18 protein-coding genes are annotated in these 18,455 nt (G+C 72.6%); 5 read left to right on the top strand and 13 right to left on the bottom strand.

Annotated features, from left to right (window positions below; all coding sequences use genetic code 11):
• The 4 genes from AB0A90_RS28450 to AB0A90_RS28435 are packed head-to-tail and all read right to left on the bottom strand — an operon-like array spanning position 1 to position 4,707.
• Positions 1–1,581 carry a uroporphyrinogen-III synthase gene (locus AB0A90_RS28450; protein ID WP_357253884.1) on the bottom strand — a complete coding sequence of 527 codons (1,581 nt, stop codon included), beginning with the start codon at positions 1,579–1,581 and terminating at the stop codon, positions 1–3.
• Complete coding sequence (gene hemC / locus AB0A90_RS28445) at positions 1,578–2,546, bottom strand: hydroxymethylbilane synthase (RefSeq protein ID WP_357253882.1); 969 nt, start codon at positions 2,544–2,546, stop codon at positions 1,578–1,580. The genes AB0A90_RS28450 and hemC overlap by 4 nt, the downstream gene beginning before the upstream one ends.
• Positions 2,543–3,940 (bottom strand): glutamyl-tRNA reductase, encoded by a 1,398-nt coding sequence (locus AB0A90_RS28440; RefSeq protein WP_357253880.1) that lies wholly within the window; start codon positions 3,938–3,940, stop codon positions 2,543–2,545. Before AB0A90_RS28440 ends, hemC begins: the two co-directional genes overlap by 4 nt.
• A complete protein-coding gene (locus AB0A90_RS28435; protein WP_357253879.1) occupies positions 3,937–4,707 on the bottom strand; it encodes a redox-sensing transcriptional repressor Rex in 771 nt (256 codons plus the stop codon). The genes AB0A90_RS28440 and AB0A90_RS28435 overlap by 4 nt, the downstream gene beginning before the upstream one ends.
• A 368-nt stretch (positions 4,708–5,075) precedes the next feature.
• On the opposite strand from AB0A90_RS28435, the gene AB0A90_RS28430 reads away from it, so the two are divergent.
• Entirely contained in the window at positions 5,076–6,380 is a 1,305-nt protein-coding gene (locus tag AB0A90_RS28430) for a sensor histidine kinase (RefSeq protein WP_357253877.1), read from the top strand.
• 53 nt (positions 6,381–6,433) lie between these two features.
• Complete coding sequence (locus tag AB0A90_RS28425) at positions 6,434–7,087, top strand: response regulator transcription factor (protein WP_357253875.1); 654 nt, start codon at positions 6,434–6,436, stop codon at positions 7,085–7,087.
• Here AB0A90_RS28425 and AB0A90_RS28420 read toward each other — a convergent pair.
• A complete protein-coding gene (locus AB0A90_RS28420) occupies positions 7,068–7,730 on the bottom strand; it encodes an HAD hydrolase-like protein (RefSeq protein ID WP_357253873.1) in 663 nt (220 codons plus the stop codon). The genes AB0A90_RS28425 and AB0A90_RS28420 overlap by 20 nt on opposite strands.
• A 20-nt stretch (positions 7,731–7,750) precedes the next feature.
• A complete protein-coding gene (locus AB0A90_RS28415; protein ID WP_357253871.1) occupies positions 7,751–8,005 on the bottom strand; it encodes a glutaredoxin family protein in 255 nt (84 codons plus the stop codon).
• A 734-nt stretch (positions 8,006–8,739) separates the two neighbouring features.
• Here AB0A90_RS28415 and AB0A90_RS28410 point away from each other — a divergent pair.
• The 3 genes from AB0A90_RS28410 (at position 8,740) to AB0A90_RS28400 (ending at position 11,866) form a co-directional block, all read left to right on the top strand.
• Positions 8,740–9,696 carry an ECF subfamily RNA polymerase sigma factor, BldN family gene (locus AB0A90_RS28410; RefSeq protein ID WP_357253869.1) on the top strand — a complete coding sequence of 319 codons (957 nt, stop codon included), beginning with the start codon at positions 8,740–8,742 and terminating at the stop codon, positions 9,694–9,696.
• 279 nt (positions 9,697–9,975) lie between these two features.
• Positions 9,976–10,863, top strand: coding sequence for a DUF5667 domain-containing protein (locus AB0A90_RS28405; RefSeq protein ID WP_357253867.1), 888 nt, complete (start codon positions 9,976–9,978; stop codon positions 10,861–10,863).
• A 127-nt stretch (positions 10,864–10,990) separates the two neighbouring features.
• Positions 10,991–11,866: an HAD-IB family hydrolase gene (locus AB0A90_RS28400; protein ID WP_357253865.1), complete on the top strand. Its 876-nt coding sequence runs from the start codon at positions 10,991–10,993 to the stop codon at positions 11,864–11,866.
• 6 nt (positions 11,867–11,872) lie between these two features.
• On the opposite strand, the gene AB0A90_RS28395 is transcribed toward AB0A90_RS28400, so the two are convergent.
• The 7 genes from AB0A90_RS28395 to AB0A90_RS28365 form a co-directional block, all read right to left on the bottom strand.
• Positions 11,873–12,769 carry a lysophospholipid acyltransferase family protein gene (locus AB0A90_RS28395; RefSeq protein ID WP_357253979.1) on the bottom strand — a complete coding sequence of 299 codons (897 nt, stop codon included), beginning with the start codon at positions 12,767–12,769 and terminating at the stop codon, positions 11,873–11,875.
• A 179-nt stretch (positions 12,770–12,948) separates the two neighbouring features.
• Complete coding sequence (locus tag AB0A90_RS28390) at positions 12,949–14,022, bottom strand: NAD-dependent epimerase/dehydratase family protein (RefSeq protein WP_357253863.1); 1,074 nt, start codon at positions 14,020–14,022, stop codon at positions 12,949–12,951.
• Positions 14,023–14,144: 122 nt separating this feature from the next.
• Entirely contained in the window at positions 14,145–14,246 is a 102-nt protein-coding gene (locus AB0A90_RS28385) for an AURKAIP1/COX24 domain-containing protein (RefSeq protein WP_007465623.1), read from the bottom strand.
• A 214-nt stretch (positions 14,247–14,460) separates the two neighbouring features.
• Complete coding sequence (locus AB0A90_RS28380) at positions 14,461–14,670, bottom strand: helix-turn-helix domain-containing protein (RefSeq protein ID WP_110563213.1); 210 nt, start codon at positions 14,668–14,670, stop codon at positions 14,461–14,463.
• A gap of 296 nt (positions 14,671–14,966) precedes the next feature.
• Positions 14,967–16,151, bottom strand: coding sequence for an ABC transporter permease (locus AB0A90_RS28375; RefSeq protein ID WP_357253861.1), 1,185 nt, complete (start codon positions 16,149–16,151; stop codon positions 14,967–14,969).
• Positions 16,148–17,044 (bottom strand): ABC transporter ATP-binding protein, encoded by an 897-nt coding sequence (locus tag AB0A90_RS28370; RefSeq protein WP_357253859.1) that lies wholly within the window; start codon positions 17,042–17,044, stop codon positions 16,148–16,150. The genes AB0A90_RS28375 and AB0A90_RS28370 overlap by 4 nt, the downstream gene beginning before the upstream one ends.
• A complete protein-coding gene (locus tag AB0A90_RS28365; protein ID WP_357253857.1) occupies positions 17,041–18,432 on the bottom strand; it encodes an efflux RND transporter periplasmic adaptor subunit in 1,392 nt (463 codons plus the stop codon). Before AB0A90_RS28365 ends, AB0A90_RS28370 begins: the two co-directional genes overlap by 4 nt.
• Positions 18,433–18,455 lie beyond the last annotated feature (23 nt).

The following is an 18,455-nucleotide window of genomic DNA, read 5'->3' as shown; positions in this document are numbered from 1 at the left end:
CTACCGGAAGCGCAGAGCGGTCGGGCCCTGCACCTTCGAACCGCGGCGCTGCTTGGCCGGCATGGCGGCCAGCTTCTCGCGCAGCTCGACGGCGTAGGCGGCAAGCGCCTCCACCAGGTCGGGCACCGAGGCGTGCGGCGGCTGGACGTCGACCCGCAGGCCGAACTCCGTCGCGGTCTCCGCCGTCTTGGGCCCGATAACCGCAACCACGGTACGCGCGTGCGGCTTCCCGGCGATACCGACCAGGTTCCGCACGGTGGAGGATGACGTGAACAAGACAGCGTCGAACCCGCCCGACTTGATCGCGTCCCGGATCTCGGCGGGCGGCGGCGCGGCCCGCACCGTCCGGTACGCGGTCACGTCGTCGACCTCCCAGCCGCGCTCGGTGAGCCCGGCGGCGAGCGTCTCGGTGGCGATGTCGGCACGCGGCAGCAGCACCCGGCCCACCGGGTCGAGGATCTCGTCGTGCGGGGAGAACTCGGCGAGCAGCCCCTCGGAGGACTGCTCCCCGGCGGGGATCAGCTCCGGCTGGATACCGAACGCGCGCACCGCGTCGGCCGTCGCCTCACCGATGCAGGCGATCTTGACGCCGCCGAAGTGCCGGGCGTCCAGCCCGTGCTCGGCGAACTTCTCCCAGACCGCGCGGACCGCGTTCACCGACGTGAAGATCACCCAGGCGTACCGGCCGTCGACCAGGCCCTTGACCGCCCGCTCCATCTGCGCCGGAGTGCGCGGCGGCTCGACCGCGATGGTCGGCACCTCACACGGGATCGCCCCGTACGCGCGCAGCCGCGCGCTCATCGCGCCGGCCTGCTCCTTGGTCCGGGGTACGAGCACCTTCCAGCCGTACAGCGGGCGGTTCTCCCACCAGCTCAGCTTGTCGCGCTGACCCACCCCGACACCGACGGTGAGCACCACCCGGCCGGTGAAGCCGAGCGCGGCAGCCACGAAGCTGTCCACGGTCGACGTGGTCGTGTACTGGGTCTCGCCGGTGCCGTCGCCGGTCACCCCGACGCCGGTGGTGCCGTCGACCCCGGCGGAGAGCAGCCCGTCCCGGACGGCGGCGAGGTCACCGGCGTCCACGGCCAGCGCGAGCGAACCCCGGCCGACGGCAGCGGCCAGCGCCTCGAAGTCCAGTGCGCTGACGTCCTCGACGTCGGCGGCGGTACGCACACCGGGCAGCGGAACACCCGCGTAGGTGGCCACACCCTCGGCCTGGCCGACACCGGGCACCACCTCGAAGTGGGCGGCGGTGCGGGCCACCGCCTGCACCTCCTTCACCACCGAGTCGTGGCCGAACGGGTCGCCGGCGACCAGGTGCACCGCGTTCAACCCGGATCGGGCCGCGGAGATCAGCACCTTCGCCACGTCCCCCGGCGCGCCTTCGGCGGGGGTGAACTCGGCATCGTCCCTGGCCTCGGCGCGAACGACGGCGAGCAACGACTCCGGGACTCCCCGGTCGTAGATCACCTGGTCAGCGTCGACCAGGGCGTCGTGGGCCCGACGGGTCAGCAGCCCAGGGTCACCGGGGCCAGCCCCGACGAACGCGATACGGCCGACGGGCTTACGGGTGCGGGTCATTCTGTGCTCCCAAATTGCTGGGTCCCCGGGCCGGTGTGTCCATCGTGGCCGAGGATCGAGTCGGCGCCGAGGTCGAGGAGTTCGGCGGCGAGTGCCTTACCGATCTCCGTCGCGTCGGCGGGCGTTCCGGTGCGGGACAGCCGGAGGTCACGAGTGCCGTCCGGGCTGATCACCGCCCCGCGCAGGTAGATCTCATCGCCGGTATCGCCCTCGGCGAGTTCCGCGTAGGCGGCGACGGGTGCGCTGCACCCAGCCTCCAGGGTTGCCAGAAACGCGCGTTCCGCGGTGACCGCGGCTCGCGACGGTGCGTGGTCGAGCACCGCGAGCAACTCGACCAGGCTCTGGTCGTCGACCCGGCACTCCACGGCCAACGCTCCCTGGGCGGGGGCGGGCAGCATCAGCATCGGATCCAGCGTCTCGGTGATCTCGTCGGCCCGACCGATCCGGGTCAACCCGGCCCGGGCCAGGACGACGGCGTCGAGGTCGGCCTCGGGACCGACCACCCGCGCCAGGCGGGTGTCGATGTTGCCGCGGATCGGGGTGACCTCGAGTTGCAGGCCGAGCGCGTGCAGTTGGGCGATCCGGCGCAGCGCGCCGGTGCCCACGGTGGCGCCGGGCGGTAGTTCGGCGAGCGTCCGGCCGCCCCGGGCGATCAGCGCGTCGCGCGGGTCCAGTCGGGCCGGCACCGCCGCGATGTGCAGCCCGGCGGCGATAGCCGTGGGCAGATCCTTGTAGGAGTGCACCGCGAAGTCGATCGTCCCGGCGGTCAGGGCGTCGCGCAGCGCGGAGACGAACACCCCGACGCCGAGCCGGTGCACCGGTGCGTTGGAACGATCGCCCGCGGTGACCACCTCGACCAGCTCGACCGGGCGACCGGTGGCGGCGGTCACCGCCTCGGCGACCTGGCCGGACTGGGCCATCGCGAGGGCGCTGCCGCGCGTGCCGAGGCGTAGGGGGGCGGTCATCGCGCACCTCCGGTGGGTGGGGTGGGCTCGGGGGCGTCGGCAGCGGACACCGGGTCGACACCGGGCAGCGCCATACCGAGGTCGGGGGTCAGCACGTCCGGGACGGTGTCCACCGGAGAGGTCTGCGGCACCTCGAGGTCGAACAGCTCGCGCAGCAGGGCCGCGTACTGGTCGCCGCCGGGCTCCGCGGCCAACTGGCGGACCTTGACGGTGGGCTGGTGCAGCAGCCGCTGCACGACCCGGTGCACGGTACGGGCGACCTCGGCGCGCAGGTCGTCGCCGAGGTCGGGGCGACGTTGGGCGAGCCGGCGCAGCTCGGCGGTGACCACGTCGTCGGCTCGGCCGCGCAGCGCGGCCACGGTGGGCGCCACGTCGGCACCGCGCAGCCAGGTGAGGAAGCTCTCCACCTCGCCCCGCACGATCCGTTCGACGGCGGCGGCGTCCGCGGCGGCCGGACCGTCGGCGAGCAGCGCCGCCATCCGGTCGATGTCGATCACCTCGACGCCGGACAGCTCGGCGACACCGTCCTCGACGTCACGCGGGACGGCAAGGTCGAGCAGGACCAGCGGGCCCCGGACCGGGTCCCGTTCGGCGAGCGCCGCGCTGACCACCGCCCGGGTGAGGACCGGTTCGGTGGAGGCGGTGGCGGCCACTACGATGTCCACTGTGGAAAGGGTGTCGGCCAGCTCGGTCATCGGCGCGGCACTCGCCCCGTACGACTCGGCGAGCCGGACGGCCCGGTCGGCGCCCCGGTTGCTGACGGTGAGCGGACCGGCGCCCCGCCGGGACAGCGTGGCCACCCCGAGTGAGCCCATCGCGCCGGCGCCGACCACCAGGGCCGGGTGGCCGGCGAGGTCGCCGTCGAGGTGCCCGGCGGCCAGCTCGAGCGCGGCGGTGACGACGCTCTGGCCGGCACGGTCGATGCCGGTCTCGGCGTGGGCGCGCTTGCCGACCCGCAGGGCCTGCTGCATCAGCTCGTGCAGCAGGCGGCCGGCCGAGTCGGCGCCGGTGGCCCAGTGGTACGCGTCACGCAGCTGGCCGAGGATCTGCGCCTCGCCGACCACCATCGAGTCCAGACCGGTGGCGACCCGGAAGACGTGCTCCACGGCGGCGGTGTCGTAGTGCACGTACAGGTGGCTGGCGAGTGCCGCCGGCGAGGTGCCGGCCTGCTCCGCCAGGACGGCGCACACGTCGCCGAGCCCACCGTGGAAACCGGACACGGCGGCGTAGACCTCCACCCGGTTGCAGGTGGAGACGATCACCGCCTCGGCCACGTAGGGCTGGGCGACCAGGCGGTCCAGGGTGCGGGTGAGGTCTGCGGGAGGCACGGCCAGTTGTTCCAGCGTGGCGACCGGGGCGGTCCGATAGGACGCGCCGACGACGAGCAGTTTCACGTGCCGATCGCCTCCTGGGTGTCGGTGGCCGCGAACCCGCCCGGCAGGGCCGTGAGAGCGGACCCGCCGGTGGCGGGCAGCGCGGTCAGCGACGCCTTGCGGTGCTCGTGGAAGGACAGAATCTGCAGCTCGATGGCGAGATCGACCTTGCGCACGTCGACCCCCTCCGGAACCGAGAGTACGCACGGCGCGAAGTTGAGGATGCTCGTCACGCCGACGGCGACCAGCTGGTCGGCGACCTGCTGGGCGGCTGCGGCCGGGGTGGCGATCACGCCGATCGCGAGGGATTCCTCCGCGGCGACCGTCGCCAGATCGTCGACATGCCGGACCACCAGGCCATTGATCTCTTCGCCGACCCGGGAGGGATCGGCGTCGAGAAGTGCGGCGATCCGGAAGCCCCGGCCGGCGAAGCCGTCGTAGCCGGCCAGAGCGTGACCGAGATTACCCACGCCGACCAGGGCGACCGCCCGGCGTTGGGTGAGCCCGAGCACATTCTCGATCTGCTCGATCAGCAGCGTGACGTCGTAGCCGACGCCCCGGGTGCCGTACGAGCCGAGGTGCGAGAGGTCCTTGCGAAGCTTGGCGGAGTTGACGCCGGCGGCTGCGGACAGCTCCTCGCTGGAGACCGTCTCGTGCCCGGTGTCGGCGAGGTTGTGCAGCGCGCGCAGGTATTCCGGGAGCCGAGCGACGGTGGCCTCGGGCAGATCCGGGAGCGCTGGTACGGCACCGGCGCGGCCGGGCGCGCCTGGGTGACGGTGCTGACTCATGAGACTCCGTGCGGTGCGATCCTCGGCCAACTCCGCTGGTCGGCCGCTTATGGACTCCCGCTGGCGACCGAGGTTGCCGGCTGTGCTAGCAGGGCGCGTCGGAGTCACAGAGTAGGCGCTTGTGAAGACGTGCACAAATCGCGATCTTGTCGCTGCGTGCCGCGACTCCACCAACAGCTCCATTCCGCAAGATCGATTTAGCGACTTTCGTCCGTGCCGCCCAGGCAATTATTGCTCAATACCGACTTCTCTGACCAATCCCGCGCTGAGCCTCACCGGGCCGTTCCGCAGGTGGTAGGGGCAGCACTACGGGGGAGAGGCAGGGCTTCGGGATGGGGACCGGAAGTCGGAATGCCTAGCCTTTTCCCATGACCGCCGTTGCCGCCACCAGCGACCCACCGACGCTGGCACCGAGCATTCCCCGCCAACTCTTCGTCGACTCCGGCTACGTGCTCCTCGGTCTGCCTCTGGCGGTGGCCAGTTTCGTCGTCCTCATCCTCGGCACCGCGGTCGGCATCGGCCTGGTGGTCACGGTGATCGGTCTGCCGATCCTCAGCGGCACCCTGTACGCCGCCCGTGGGCTGGCCGACATCGAACGGCTACGGCTGCCCGCGGTGCTCCGGCAACCCCGGATCCGGCCGCACTACCGGCTGCCCGAGGCGGGCGCGAACGCCTGGCGAAGGATCTTCGTGCCGATGCGGGACGCCCAGTCCTGGCTCGACCTGGCGCACGGCATCCTGCGGCTCATCGCGGCGGCCGGCACGTTCGTGGTCGCCGTGGTCTGGTGGGCCGGAGCGATCGCCGGCTCGCTGTACTGGGTCTACGACTGGGCCCTGCCCCGCGCCAGCGGCGAGGGTGACCAGGACCTCGCCCAACTGCTCGGCCTCGGCGACTCGACCACCGCCCGAATCGGCCTGAACACCGCGATCGGGGTGTTCTTCCTGATCACCCTGCCGATCGTGGTGCGGGGATGCGCCCTGCTGCAGGCCAGCTTCGCCAAGGCCATGCTGACCGGGGTGGCCGAGATGCGCGACCGGATCACCGTGCTGGAGGAGCAGAAACGGGCCGCCGTGTCCGCCGAGGCGTCCGCGCTGCGCCGGCTGGAACGCGACATCCACGACGGCCCCCAGCAGCGCCTGGTCCGCCTGGCCATGGACCTCAGCCGCGCCCGGATGCAGCTCGCCTCCGACCCGGAGGCCGCCGGCCGGACCATCGACGAGGCGGTCACGCAGACCCGGGACACGCTCGCCGAGCTGCGGGCACTGTCCCGGGGCATCGCCCCGCCGATCCTCGTCGACCGGGGCCTGCCCAGCGCCCTGGCCGCGATTGCCGGTCGCGGGCTGATCCCGATCGAGCTCCAGGTTGATCCGCAGCTCGGCACTCCGGGCGGGCGGCTCGACCCGGCGGTGGAGAACACCGCCTACTTCGTGGTGTCCGAGGCGTTGACGAACGTCGCCAAGCACGCGCGGGCCACCGAGGCCGTGGTGGCCGTCGCCCGGCAGGGCACCCACCTCCAGGTGCGGGTGGGCGACGACGGTCAGGGCGGCGCACACCTGGCCAAGGGGCACGGGCTGGCCGGCATCGCCGACCGGGTCCGGGCCGCCGGCGGTGAACTGGCGGTGGTGAGCCCGATCGGCGGCCCCACCGAGATCCGCGCCGAGCTACCGCTGTGAGCAGTCCCGCGCCGCCCCCGCACGACGCGTCGGACGTGGTAGACAACACAGCCATGCGCATCGTGATCGCCGACGACGGCGTCCTGCTCCGCGAGGGACTGGTCCGGCTGCTGACCGAGAGTGGCCATCAGGTGGTGGCCGCCGTCGGGGACGGCGACGCGCTCGTCGAGGCGGTGGTGGAGCACCAGCCGGACGTGTCGATCGTCGACGTCCGGATGCCGCCGTCGCACACCGACGAGGGACTCCGGGCGGCGGTGGAGGCACGCCGGCTGGTGCCGCGTACCCCGATCCTGGTGCTCTCCCAGTACGTCGAGGTCTCGTACGCCGATGATCTGCTGGCCACCACCGGCGCTGCCGGCGGCGGTATCGGCTACCTGCTCAAGGATCGGGTCGCCGCGATCGACGAGTTCCTGGACGCGCTGCGCCGGGTGGCGGCCGGCGGCACGGTGCTCGACCCGGAGGTGGTCGGCCAGCTCTTCGCCCGACGCCGCCGCGACGACCCGCTGCGCGAGCTGACGCCCCGCGAACGTGAGGTGCTCGCCCTGATGGCCGAGGGACGCTCGAACACCGCCATCGCCCGCGCCCTGGTGGTCAGCGACGGCGCGGTGGAGAAGCACGTACGCAACATCTTCACCAAGCTCACCCTGCCGCCGGACACCGAGCAGCACCGGCGGGTGCTGGCCGTCCTCACCTACCTGCGGAACTGACCTCCCGCGCCAGGTTGACCGCGTCGAGGAGGGTGTCGGCCACCGGGTGGCCGGAGGCGCGCAGCCGGGCCGGGTCGGTGAACCCGCCGGTGTAGAGCACCGCACGACCGCCGACCGCGAGCGCGGCGTCCGCGTCGTCGATGGAGTCCCCGATCAGCACCACCGAGGCGCCGTCCACGCCCAGCTCCGCCAGGTGTGACCGGAGCGACTCGGCCTTACGGCCGCCGCCGACCGTGGCCCGCAGCCCGTCGACCCGGGTGAAGTGGCCGGTCAACCCGTACGTGTGCACGGTCGGCACCAACTCCTCGTGGAACCACATGGAGAGCAGACTCTGGCTGCCCGGCCAGGAGGCCATCGCGTCGCGCGCGTCGGCGGCCAGCTCACAGGTGGTGAGGCCGGTGCGGTACGCCTCGTGGAAGATCCGGTCCAGCCGGCCGAACTCGTCGTCGTCGACGGCCTGCCCGAGCACCTCGGCGTAGTACTCGGCGATCGGCCGCCGGAACCGCACCCGGTGCTCGTCCAGGGTGACGGTCGGCCCACCAAGGCTCGTGAACACGACGTTGGTGGCGGACACCACCAGGCTGAGGTCGTTGAGCAGGGTGCCGTTCCAGTCCCAGACGAGGTGCGGGGGTGCGGAGGTCATCGGAGCACCATAGGTACCGCTCAGAGCTGAGGTGTGGTCAGGTCCCGCAGCAGCCGGTCCTCCTCGACCCGCCAGTAGCCGTGCTCCTTGCCGTCGAGCAGCACCACCGGCAGTCGGTCTCCGTACTCCCGCTCCAGCCCCTCGTCGTCGGTGACGTCCCACTCGACCCACTTGTCGCCGGTCACCGCCACCACCCGGTCGAGTGCCGCCTTGGCGTCGTCGCACAGATGGCAGCCGGGTCGGGTGATCAGGGCGAGCCGGGCGTCACTGGACATCGGTTACCTCCGTATGGGGTTTTCGGCGCTCGCCGGCAGTTCGGTCGGCATCGTCACCGGTCGCGCCGACGCCGCCACCACGTACGCCCGCACAGTCTCGCCGGTCCGCGGGGGCGGCACACCCGGTACCGCCGACTCGGCCGGCGCGGTGATCAAGTCTGGCACAGCGGCCGACGACCCGGCCACGACCGACGGTGCGAACAGGTGCCCGAGCGGCGCGAGGGCGACCGTCCCGTACACGGGACTGTCAGGTGTGCCATCGGTGGTCCGATCAAGTCCCGCCGATGGGATGGTCGGCGTCGTCCGCAGACGTTTCGGCCACGCCCGCGCCGCCACCCGCAGCGACCGGTCCAACCGAACGGGCGACCCACCCCACCAGGGCATCCACCGAGGAACACCGGGTCGACGGAAAGTCAATCGCACACGACGGACAACCGGTCCGGCACCGCACGGAGGGAGCGGGAAATACTTCCGCCTTGTGTAACGGACTTGCCACGCGCGGGTGACGTTGGCCCTATCATCACTCGGGTCGGCTCACCCCATTTGCCGTGAGTCGACACCCCTCAGCCCGAGGAGGCCCCCGTGCCTGTTAGCGCATTGGACCAGCACCTCCAGGGGATTTGCCGCCCATCGGCAACCCCCGTGACCGTCCTGCCCGGCCGACTCCCCGGTCGGTCCGCCCCGACGACGCACAGACCGGCCCATCCGGCGACCGACGGGACGGGGGTAACCCGGTGACCACCTTCGGTTACGCGGAACGCCCAGTCGGCCTGACCGGCCAGCCGGCACGCTCGCACGTCAACGAGAGACCGACGGCCCGTGCCCCACTCGACGAACCCCACGGCGCCGCCGTGCTCGGCGACGGCACAGCCCCCCGCACCCGCAGCCGGCCGCACCACAACGAGCCGCCGCCGCGGCCCGTGGTGCCCGGCGGGAACGCGCGGCCGACCGGCGGCCGGGTCGCCGTTCCGCCTCGACCGACGATGCCGGCGCAGGGTCGACGGGTCAGCGAGACACCGACGGTGACCACCGATCCGGCGGCGGGCGAGACGGCGGTGATCCCGGCGGTGCCGGCCGCCACCGCCACGACCCCGACCGGCTTTCCGAGCCGCCCCGACCCGTCCGACCCGGCCACCGAGGTCTGGACGCTGATCGAGCGCGCCCAGGCCGGCGAGTCCGAGGCGTTCGGCCTGATCTACGACCGGTACGTGGACACCGTCTTCCGGTTCATCTACTTCCGGGTCGGCAACCGCCAACTCGCCGAGGATCTCACCTCGGACACCTTCCTGCGTGCGCTCAAGCGGATCGGCAGCTTCACCTGGCAGGGCCGCGACCTCGGCGCCTGGCTGGTGACGATCGCCCGCAACCTGGTCGCGGACCACTTCAAGTCGGGCCGGTACCGGCTGGAGGTCACCACCGGTGACGTGCTCGACGCCGATCGGGAGGACCGGGGCCCGGAGGGCAGCCCGGAGGCGGCGGTGGTGGAGCACATCACGAACGTCGCGCTGCTCACCGCCGTGAAGCAGCTCAACCCGGAGCAGCAGGAGTGCATCGTGCTCCGCTTCCTCCAGGGCTTCTCGGTGGCCGAGACGGCCCGTGCGATGGGCAAGAACGAGGGTGCCATCAAGGCCCTCCAGTACCGGGCCGTACGCGCCCTGGCCCGGCTGCTCCCGGACGGCTTCCAGCCGTAGTTTGCGACGGCGGGACCGATGGGCGTCGATCGACGTCCGCGCAGCTCAGGGTCGGTCCCGCCCGGTGACGACGATCACTTTCTGTAATTTCCGCTCCGCCCGGCCCGTAACCCGTGAACGGTCCGCCGCGTTTCTCCGGGTGCGACCGGTGGTTGTCCCGGCAGGCCGGGTCACCGAGGTCCGACCGGCAAGCCGGCGGCGCCTCACCTCCGTGGTGTCACACTGCCGCCCGGTCTCCGGCAAGGACGGCGGCCGACCGGCCGTGACCAGCGAGAGGAGGTGCCTGCGGTGGACGACATCCTCATCTCCCGCCGGCGCGCCGAGCGCTTCGCGCAGCTTCTCGACGAGGCCAACGGCGCTCGGCGACACCACGTACGAGCCCGGGTGGACGGTCAACTCGCGCCCCTCGTCGCGGTGGGCCAACGGATCAGCACCGACCCCCCGACGGTCGAGGTGGACCAGGACTTCCGGACCGGCCTGCGGGCGATGCTGCTCGCCACCGCCGAACGGGAAGGGCTGGGCACCACACCGGCGGCCAGCGAACCGGCCGCCACGCGTCCGGCCACGACCACCCGGGGACGGCTTCTGCCGGCGGTCACCGCCCGGCGGGCCCGAGCCCGGGGCGCGATCCTGGTCGGGATCGCCGCGGGCGCCATCGCCGTCTCCGGCATTTCCGCCGCCAGCGAGAACGCGGTGCCCGGTGACGCGCTGTACGGGATGAAGCGCTCGACCGAACGGGCTCAGCTCGCCCTGGCCAGCTCCGACATCAGCCGCGGTCAACTCTTCCTGGACTTCGCCCGGACCAGACTCGGCGAGGCCGCCGAGTTGCGCGGCGACCGGATCGGCTACAGCGCCGTCCTCGACGACATGGACGCCGACACCCGGCAGGGTGTACGCCTGCTGACCACCGCCGCGGCACAGCGGGCGGAGCCGGGCAGCCTGGACACGCTCAACACGTTCGTCACCGGGCAACGCCGGGCGGTGAGCGGTCTGCTCGACGGGAGCACCCGCGTCGACCGGGAACGGACCCAGCGGTCCCTGCGCCTCCTGGACAGCATCCGGGAGCGCTCGGACTCGCTGCGCGCGGCGATCGCCTGCGGCCTGCCGGCCCCGACCGCCAGCGACACCCTCGGCCCCGACCCGAGCACCTGCCCCGGGGCTCGCTGACCTCCCACCCCCTATACCGCACGTCCGACCGGCCTCGCCACAGTTCGTGCTGTGCCCGGCCGGTCGGCCGCGCACGGCGGCTACCCTCGCTGGGGGCATCCGTCGTATCGGTGAGGAAGGGAGTCGCGTGGCGCGCAGCCGTAAGGTGACGGTCAGCACCGACGCCGAGGGGCACACCGCGGGCTGGGCCGAGACCGACCTGACCCCGGCCGTCGCCTCCGCACCGGACCCGACCGCTGCGGCCTTCTTCGACGTGGACAACACGATGATGCAGGGCGCGTCGATCTACTGGTTCGCCCGTGGGCTCGCCTCCCGCAACTACTTCACCTCCGCCGACCTGGCCCGCTTCGCCTGGCAGCAACTCCGGTTCCGGTTGTTGGCCCGTGAGCACGCCGGTGACATGTCGCTGGCCAAGGAGGCCGCGCTGGCCTTCGTCGAGGGCTGGCGCGTCGACGACGTGGAGCACCTCGCGGAGGAGATCTTCGACGAGATGATGGCACCCCGGATCTGGGCCGGCACCCACCAACTCGCACAACGGCACCTGGCGGCCGGCCAACGGGTCTGGCTGGTCAGCGCCGCCCCGGTGGAGATCGGCCGAGTGATCGCCGCCCGGCTCGGCCTGACCGGTGCCATCGGCACGGTGGCCGAGGTGGTGGACGGGGCATACACCGGGCGGTTGGTGGGTGACCTGATGCACGGGCCGGCGAAGGCCGAGGCGGTCACCCAGCTGGCCGCGGTGGAAGGGCTCGACCTGGCCCGCTGCGCGGCGTACAGCGACTCGGCCAACGACCTGCCGCTGCTCTCCGCCGTGGGCCGGGCGGTGGCGGTCAACCCGGACGGCGCCCTGCTGCGGCAGGCCCGCCAGCACGGCTGGGAGGTACGGGACTTCCGCACCGGTCGGCGAGCGGTCAAGATCGCCGTACCGTCCACCGCGGCCGCCGGGCTGGTCGTCGGCGCGGTCACCGCCGGGCTGGCGTTGCAGCGCCGCCGCCGCGCCGGCTGAGATACGTCAGGGACCGAACGGGTCGGGTCGGCGCTCCAACAGTGTGTGCAGGGTCTGCTGAATGGTCTCCCGCACCTGGTCGGCGAGGTTGAAGACCACCAGCGGGTCGTCCGCCGAGTCGGTCAGGTGCGCGGTGGGGATCGGCGGACAGAACTCGATGAGCCACTTGCTGGGCAGCGGCACCATGCCCAGCGGCCCGAGCCACGGGAAGGTCGGCGTGACCGGGAAGTAGGGCAGCTTGAGCAGTCGCGCCAGGGGCTTGATGTCGGCGAGCATCGGGTAGATCTCCTCGCCGCCGACGATGGCGACCGGCACGATCGGGGTGCCGGTGCGCAGCGCCGCCGAGACGAAACCGCCCCGCCCGAACCGTTGCAGCTTGTACCGGTCGGCGTACAGCTTGCCGATGCCCTTGAAGCCCTCGGGGAACACCCCGACCAGGTCGCCGCCGCTGAGCAGCCGCTCGGCGTCCGGGTTGCAGGCCACCGTGCCACCGGTCTTGCGGGCCAGCTCGGAGACCACCGGCATCCGGAAGACCAGATCGGCGCCGAGCAGCCGAAGGTAGCGGTGGGCGGGATGCTTGTCGTGCAGCGCCGCCGAGAGGATCAACGCGTCCAGCGCCACCGTCCCCGAGTGGTTGCCGACCACCAGGGCTGGTCCGTCGACGGGCACGTGCTCGACGCCGCTGACCTCGGTGCGGAACCAGTCCCGGTAGAGCAGCCGCAGCAGGGGGTGGAAGACCGCGTCGGTCAACTCCGAGTCGAAACCGAACTCGTCGACCTCGTAGTCGCCGGAGAGACGCCGGCGCAGGAAGGCCAGGCCGTTCGCGACCCTGCGGTCCCAGTGGTCCCCCGGCCGGTCCGGCACCGCCGGTTCGGTGCCACCCGACGTCGGAACGTCGACCAGGTCCCCGGCGGGCTCGTCGGTGGTCGCGGTGTCGATCTCGTCGGTCGGCGTCGGGGTCGGCGCGGCCTGAGCGGCCGGTCGATGTCCGTTCCGCCGCGCCGGCTCCACGTCCGCCGCCAACGGCTGCGGTACGTCGAAACGCCCGACCCCCCGCGGATCGCGCCCCTCACCGGGCCCGGTCACGACCGATCCCGAACTGCGGAGCGGACCTGCCGGATGCCGTCCAGGACGAGTTGCTCGGCGGCCGCCAACTGCCCCCGGGTGACGACCACCCCACCGTGGTGGGCGCGAATGAAGTCGTCGAACGCCTCGGCGGTCGATCGGGGTGTGAAGCCGTACTCCTGCTCAAGCTGGCTGGTGTCGACCACCCGTCCGTGCACGAAGAGGTCGACCTGGTCCAGGCCGTAGCGGCCGAACCCCATGGTGCGGGCCAGCGCGGCGGCACCGGAGAGACTCGGCTCCAGCACCGGTACGGCGACCCGACCGGCCCGCCGGATCGCCTGCGACAGCGACAGCACCCCCGGACCGGCGACGTTGTAGGTGCCCGGATGGTCCTCCACGATCGAGAGGTGCAGCACCTCCAACGCGTCGTCGAAGTGCAGGAACTGCAGACGGGGGTCCCGGCCGAAGACGGTGGGCACGAACGGCTGCGCGAAGTAGCGGGTCAACGTGGTGTCGGCGGTCGAGCCGATGAACGGGGCGAAGCGCAGCACCGTCGCGGTGACGTCGGACCGGCGGCGCCGGAAGCCCCGGACGTACCCCTCAAGGTCGAGAATGTCGCGGCCGAAACCGCCACGCGGCACCTCGCGGGGCTCGGTCTCCTCGGTGAAGACCGCCGGATCCCGGAACGACACCCCGTACGCGGCAGTCGACGACCGGACCACGAGCTTGCGCAGCCGGGGAGCCCGTTGGCAGGCGGCCAGCAGGTGCATGCTGCCGATGACGTTCTGGTCCTTCATCGCGGACCGGCCACCGTGCTGCTTGTCGGGGGAGCTGACCAGGGCGAGGTGCACGACGGCGTCGACGTCCAGGTCGGCGAGGAGGCCACCGAGCGAATCGTTGTCGACGCGGATCCGTTCGACCCGGTCCAGCAGATCGGTGAACTCGGTGCCGGAATCCGGTGCGTCGACGCCGATGACCCGCTCGATACGCGGGTCGGCGGCCAGGCGGGCCGCCACGTGGGCACCCAGATAGCGGCCCACCCCGGTGACGAGGACGACCCCCGGGGCACCTGAGGTGCCACCGAGGGTCATCTGACGCACCTACCCCGGCAGGAAGGACCGAGCCGGGACGACCACGGCCTGATCACCTGAGCCTCCGGGGGTCGACAGTTTGGCAAGTGCCGCCGAATGCCGGGCTCAGCGCCCGGCGGCGATCACTTGCCGAGACGGCGACGCTGGACGCGGGTCTTACGCAGCAGCTTGCGGTGCTTCTTCTTAGCCATGCGCTTACGGCGCTTCTTGACCACCGAGCCCATACGACAGCCTTTCGATACAACGTGCGGGGCGGACCGGATGACACCACGCAGGTGGCGACGGCGACCGCTTGCGGACAACGGACCGGACCAGTCTGGGCGGCGGGGCGCACCGGTGGGGTCTCGGTCGGGCTCCAGGGTAGCCGGAGGGCCTCGGCCGGACCAACGCGCCCCCGTCGATGCCGGTTGGACGGCACCCGGGGAGCCGAACGACGGCTCAGGCGGTCTCTTGGAAAGCGCCCCGGAGATATTCGTGTACCGCGTGCTCGGGCACCCGGAACGACCGGCCGACCCGGACGGCGGTGAGCTCACCGCTGTGCACCAGGCGATAGACAGTCATCTTCGAGACCCGCATGACCGTCGCCACCTCCGCGACGGTCAGGAACCTGACCTCCGACAGTCGCCCGTCGGACTGTGACCCGGCCATGGCTCACCAACCCATCCCATGCCCGGCGCGTGCCAACCCGACGGATGCTCCGGGCCGGGCGGCGACGCGCGTGTTACCAGTACGGTAGCGGGGCGGCTGTGACCGGCGCGATCCCTTCGTACAACTGATCATGTTTCTTCTCGCCGTTCACCCGATCCACACTCCCGGAATCTCCCCGCCCGCGCCCGGCGTCCCGGTTCCACCGACGCCGCCCGGCGTCCCGGCCAGCTCCGACGCCGCCCGGCGTCCCGGCCCGCTCCGACGCCGCCCGGCGTCCCGGCCCGCTCCGACGCTGTTCACTCGGCGCGTAGCGCGACCACCGGGTCGAGTCGGCCGGCGCGCTGCGCGGGGACGACCCCGAAGACGATGCCCACCACCGCGGACACGCCGAAGGCGAGCGCCAACGACCACCAGGTGATCGCGGCCGGGATCGGTGACAGCCCGTTGATCAGCAGGGCGGTGCCCACGCCCAACGCCATTCCGGTCACCCCACCGATCGTGGTGAGCAGCACCGCCTCCAGCAGGAACTGCACACCGATGTCGCGGGGGCGGGCCCCGACGGCCTTGCGTAGCCCGATCTCCCGGGTCCTCTCCCGAACGCTCACCAGCATGATGTTGGAGACTCCGACACCGCCGACGAGCAGGGAGATGCCGGCGATGGCCGCCAGTACGCCGGTGAGAACGCCGAGGATGTCGCCGAGCACACCGAGGATCTGCTGCTGGGTGACCGCGCTGAACTCGGTGTCCGGGTGCCGGCGGTTCAGCTCCGCGACGATCCGTTCGCCCAGCTCGTCGATCCGTTCCCGGTCCGGGGCCTTCACGGCGATGCCGTCCACCCGCTGGGTGCCCCAGAGCCGCTGCGCGGCGGTCACCGGCACGTGCACCTCGTCGTCCCGGTCGACGCCGAGGCTCTGCCCGAGGGGCGCGAAGACGCCGATCACCCGGAACCGCACCCCGGCCAGCGTCACCTGCTGGCCGAGCGGGTCCCGGTCGGGGAAGAGCGTGCGGGCCACCGAGTCGCCGAGCACCGCCACCCGGCGGCTGGTGTCCACGTCGGTGCCGGTGAGGTAGCGACCCCGGGCCAGCGACCGCGTGAACACCGTCGGGGTGGTCTCCAGCACTCCCTGCACGGTGGTGAAGTCGGAACGGGCACCGGCTCGCGCGGTCGCCCCGGAGGCGACGGTGACCGCCACCCGGTCGGGGTCGCCGACCACCCGGGTGACGGCGTCGACGTCCTTCAGGGTCAGCGGCGAGACCACCGGGGCGTTGCCCACCTCGATGCGGCCGGGCACGACCAGCAGCAGGTTGGAGCCGAGGCCCTCGACCTGCTGTTCGACCTTCTGTTTGGTGCCGGTGCCGATGGCCACCAGCAGGACCACCGAGGCGACTCCGATGATCACCCCGAGCATGGTCAGCGCGCTGCGCAGCCGGTTGGCCCGCAGGGCGTCCAGCGCCACCCGCCACGCCTCGGCGACCCTCACGGCTCGCCCCCCGGCCGCTCGACCTCGGGCCGGCCCGGGTCCACCTCCTGCGGAAGGCGCCCGGTGGCTCCGGCGGCGCCACCGGAGCCACCGGACGGGTGCCCCGGAGCGCTTCCGGACGCGGACCGGGGCTCCGCGCTGGGAGCGGAGACCAGTGTCGCAGGTCGACCGGGATCGACGGACGGCGGTCGATCATGAGGGTCGTCGCTGTCCGCCACGACCACTCCGTCGCGCATCGTGATCCGCCGCTGGGCCCGGGCCGCCACCTCCTGGTCGTGGGTGACCATCACCAGCGCCACCCCGGACTCCACGTTCAACTGTTCCAACAGCTCCAGCACCGCCGCACCGGTGACGCTGTCCAGGTTGCCCGTCGGTTCGTCGGCCAGCAGCACCGTCGGCTCGGTGACCAGAGCGCGGGCGATCGCCACCCGTTGCTGCTCCCCACCGGACATCTGGTTGGGCCGGTGGTCCAGGCGGTGCCCGAGGCCGACCCGGCCGAGCATCGCCGCCGCCCGCTCCCGACGCTGCCGCGCCGGCACGCCCCGGTAGACGAGCGGGAGGGCCACGTTCTCCACCGCCGAGGTACGCGGCAACAGGTGGAACGCCTGGAAGACGAAGCCGATCGTCTCGTTGCGCAGGGCGGCCATCTCCGGCGGCGTGAGGGCGTTGACGTCCCGACCACCGATCACCAGACGCCCACCGGTCGGCCGGTCCAACCCTCCGAGGAGGTGCATGAGGGTGGACTTGCCCGAGCCGGACGGACCGACCAGGGCCACGTAGTCACCCGCTCGCACGACCAGCGACACCCCGCGCAGGGCCTCGACGGACACCCCGTCCAGTTGGTACGTCCGGGACACCTCCACCGCCTCGATCGCCGGCGGGGCGTCGGTCACCGCACCTCCTGGCCGTCGCGCACCTGGTCGGTGCCGCGCACCACGATCCGGTCGCCGGGCTGCACGCCGTTGATGATCTGCACCAGATCCGACCCCTGGACGCCCACGGTGACCGCCGCCCGCCCGGCCCTGCCGTCGCGGACCACCCAGACCGCGTCCCGGCCGTCGGCGGAGAACACCGCCGAAGCGGGTACGGTCACCGCGTCGGCGGCCTCACGCACCCGCAGATGGACTATCGCGTTCATGCCCGGGCGGGGCGTCGGAGCCGGCTCGTCCTCGGCCAGCTTTCCGGCGCCCAGCGCGAGGCGCACCCGGTAGGTCACCCCGCCCTGGGCGGAGTTGGTGGGCAGCACGTCCACCGAGCGCACCGTCGCGTCGTAGCTGGCGCCGCTGACGGCGTCCAACTCGACGGTGGCGGTCACCCCGGCCTTTACCAGCAGCACGTCGGTCTCGTCCACCTCGGCGAGCAACCCCAACTGCCCGGTGTCCACCACGGTCAGCACCGGTGTGCCGGCGGTGACCTGGCCGCCGACCGCGACCGCGTCGTCCACCCCGGGAGGAGGCCCGCCCTGGCCGGACGTCAGCGCGGACGGGTTGAGACCGGCGGCCTGGGCACCACCGGCCTGCTCCAACAGCCCCGCGAGGCCACCGGTCGCGCCACCGCCCGCCCGGGTGCCGCCCGGTTGCACGATGCCGGCGATCGGGGCGCGCAGGGTCAGCGCGTCGACAGTCGCCTTCGCCAGGTCGTACGCCTGCTGGGCCTGGAGCCGTTGGGCCGCGGAGAGCGCGCCGACGGCCGAGCTCAGCCCGTTGATCCCCCGCTGCACCGCGCGGACGGCCTGGTCGGCGCTGCGCGCGGCGGCCGCGTACTGCCGCTGCGCGGACGTCACCTGGGTCAGCAGGGCGTCCCGCAACTGCGGTTCGGCGATTTTCTCGGCGGCCTTGCGGGCGGCGTCGAACGCCTCGTCGGCCGCCTTGTCGGTGCCACGTCGACTGCTTGCCAGGTTGCCCGTGGAGACACCCCGACCGGCGCGCTTGGCCGCGTCCAACGCCTCCTTCGCCTGGCGCAGCCGCTGCCGGGCCGAGGGCGAGTCGACCACGGCGAGGACCTGGCCGGCTTTGACCCGCTGTCCGGGCTGGACACGCAGGCTTGCCAGCGAGCCGTCGGCGGGGGCGGTCAGGGTCGCGGCGGCGCGGGCGGTGACGGTAGCCGGAGCGTCGATCAGCTCGCTGACCGGGTTGCGGGCGGCCGACGCCAGCGCGAGGTCGGGGCCGTCATCGCCGCACGAGGCGGCGGTGGTGGCGGTGAGGACGACGGCGGCGGTCAGGGCGACGAGCAGGCGGGGCCGGACGGTGCTGCCCGGCCGAGCTGACTGAGGGCGGCGCACGCATCGATGGTACGGCGCGCCGT

This window comes from Micromonospora sp. NPDC049204 (genome assembly GCF_040647935.1).
In the GTDB taxonomy this organism is placed as follows: Bacteria; Actinomycetota; Actinomycetes; order Mycobacteriales; family Micromonosporaceae; genus Micromonospora.
This window is presented reverse-complemented; position numbering and strand designations above follow the sequence as displayed.

Bases quoted from the DNA above. Each gene is read 5' to 3' on its own strand.
- AB0A90_RS28430 (WP_357253877.1), top strand. From the start codon at position 5,076: ATGACCGCCGTTGCCGCCACCAGCGACCCACCGACGCTGGCACCGAGC.
- AB0A90_RS28390 (WP_357253863.1), bottom strand. From the start codon at position 14,022: ATGACCCTCGGTGGCACCTCAGGTGCCCCGGGGGTCGTCCTCGTCACC.
- AB0A90_RS28415 (WP_357253871.1), bottom strand. From the start codon at position 8,005: ATGTCCAGTGACGCCCGGCTCGCCCTGATCACCCGACCCGGCTGCCAT.
- AB0A90_RS28425 (WP_357253875.1), top strand. From the start codon at position 6,434: ATGCGCATCGTGATCGCCGACGACGGCGTCCTGCTCCGCGAGGGACTG.
- AB0A90_RS28385 (WP_007465623.1), bottom strand. From the start codon at position 14,246: ATGGGCTCGGTGGTCAAGAAGCGCCGTAAGCGCATGGCTAAGAAGAAG.
- AB0A90_RS28435 (WP_357253879.1), bottom strand. From the start codon at position 4,707: ATGAGTCAGCACCGTCACCCAGGCGCGCCCGGCCGCGCCGGTGCCGTA.
- AB0A90_RS28420 (WP_357253873.1), bottom strand. From the start codon at position 7,730: ATGACCTCCGCACCCCCGCACCTCGTCTGGGACTGGAACGGCACCCTG.
- AB0A90_RS28450 (WP_357253884.1), bottom strand. From the start codon at position 1,581: ATGACCCGCACCCGTAAGCCCGTCGGCCGTATCGCGTTCGTCGGGGCT.
- AB0A90_RS28380 (WP_110563213.1), bottom strand. From the start codon at position 14,670: ATGGCCGGGTCACAGTCCGACGGGCGACTGTCGGAGGTCAGGTTCCTG.
- hemC (WP_357253882.1), bottom strand. From the start codon at position 2,546: ATGACCGCCCCCCTACGCCTCGGCACGCGCGGCAGCGCCCTCGCGATG.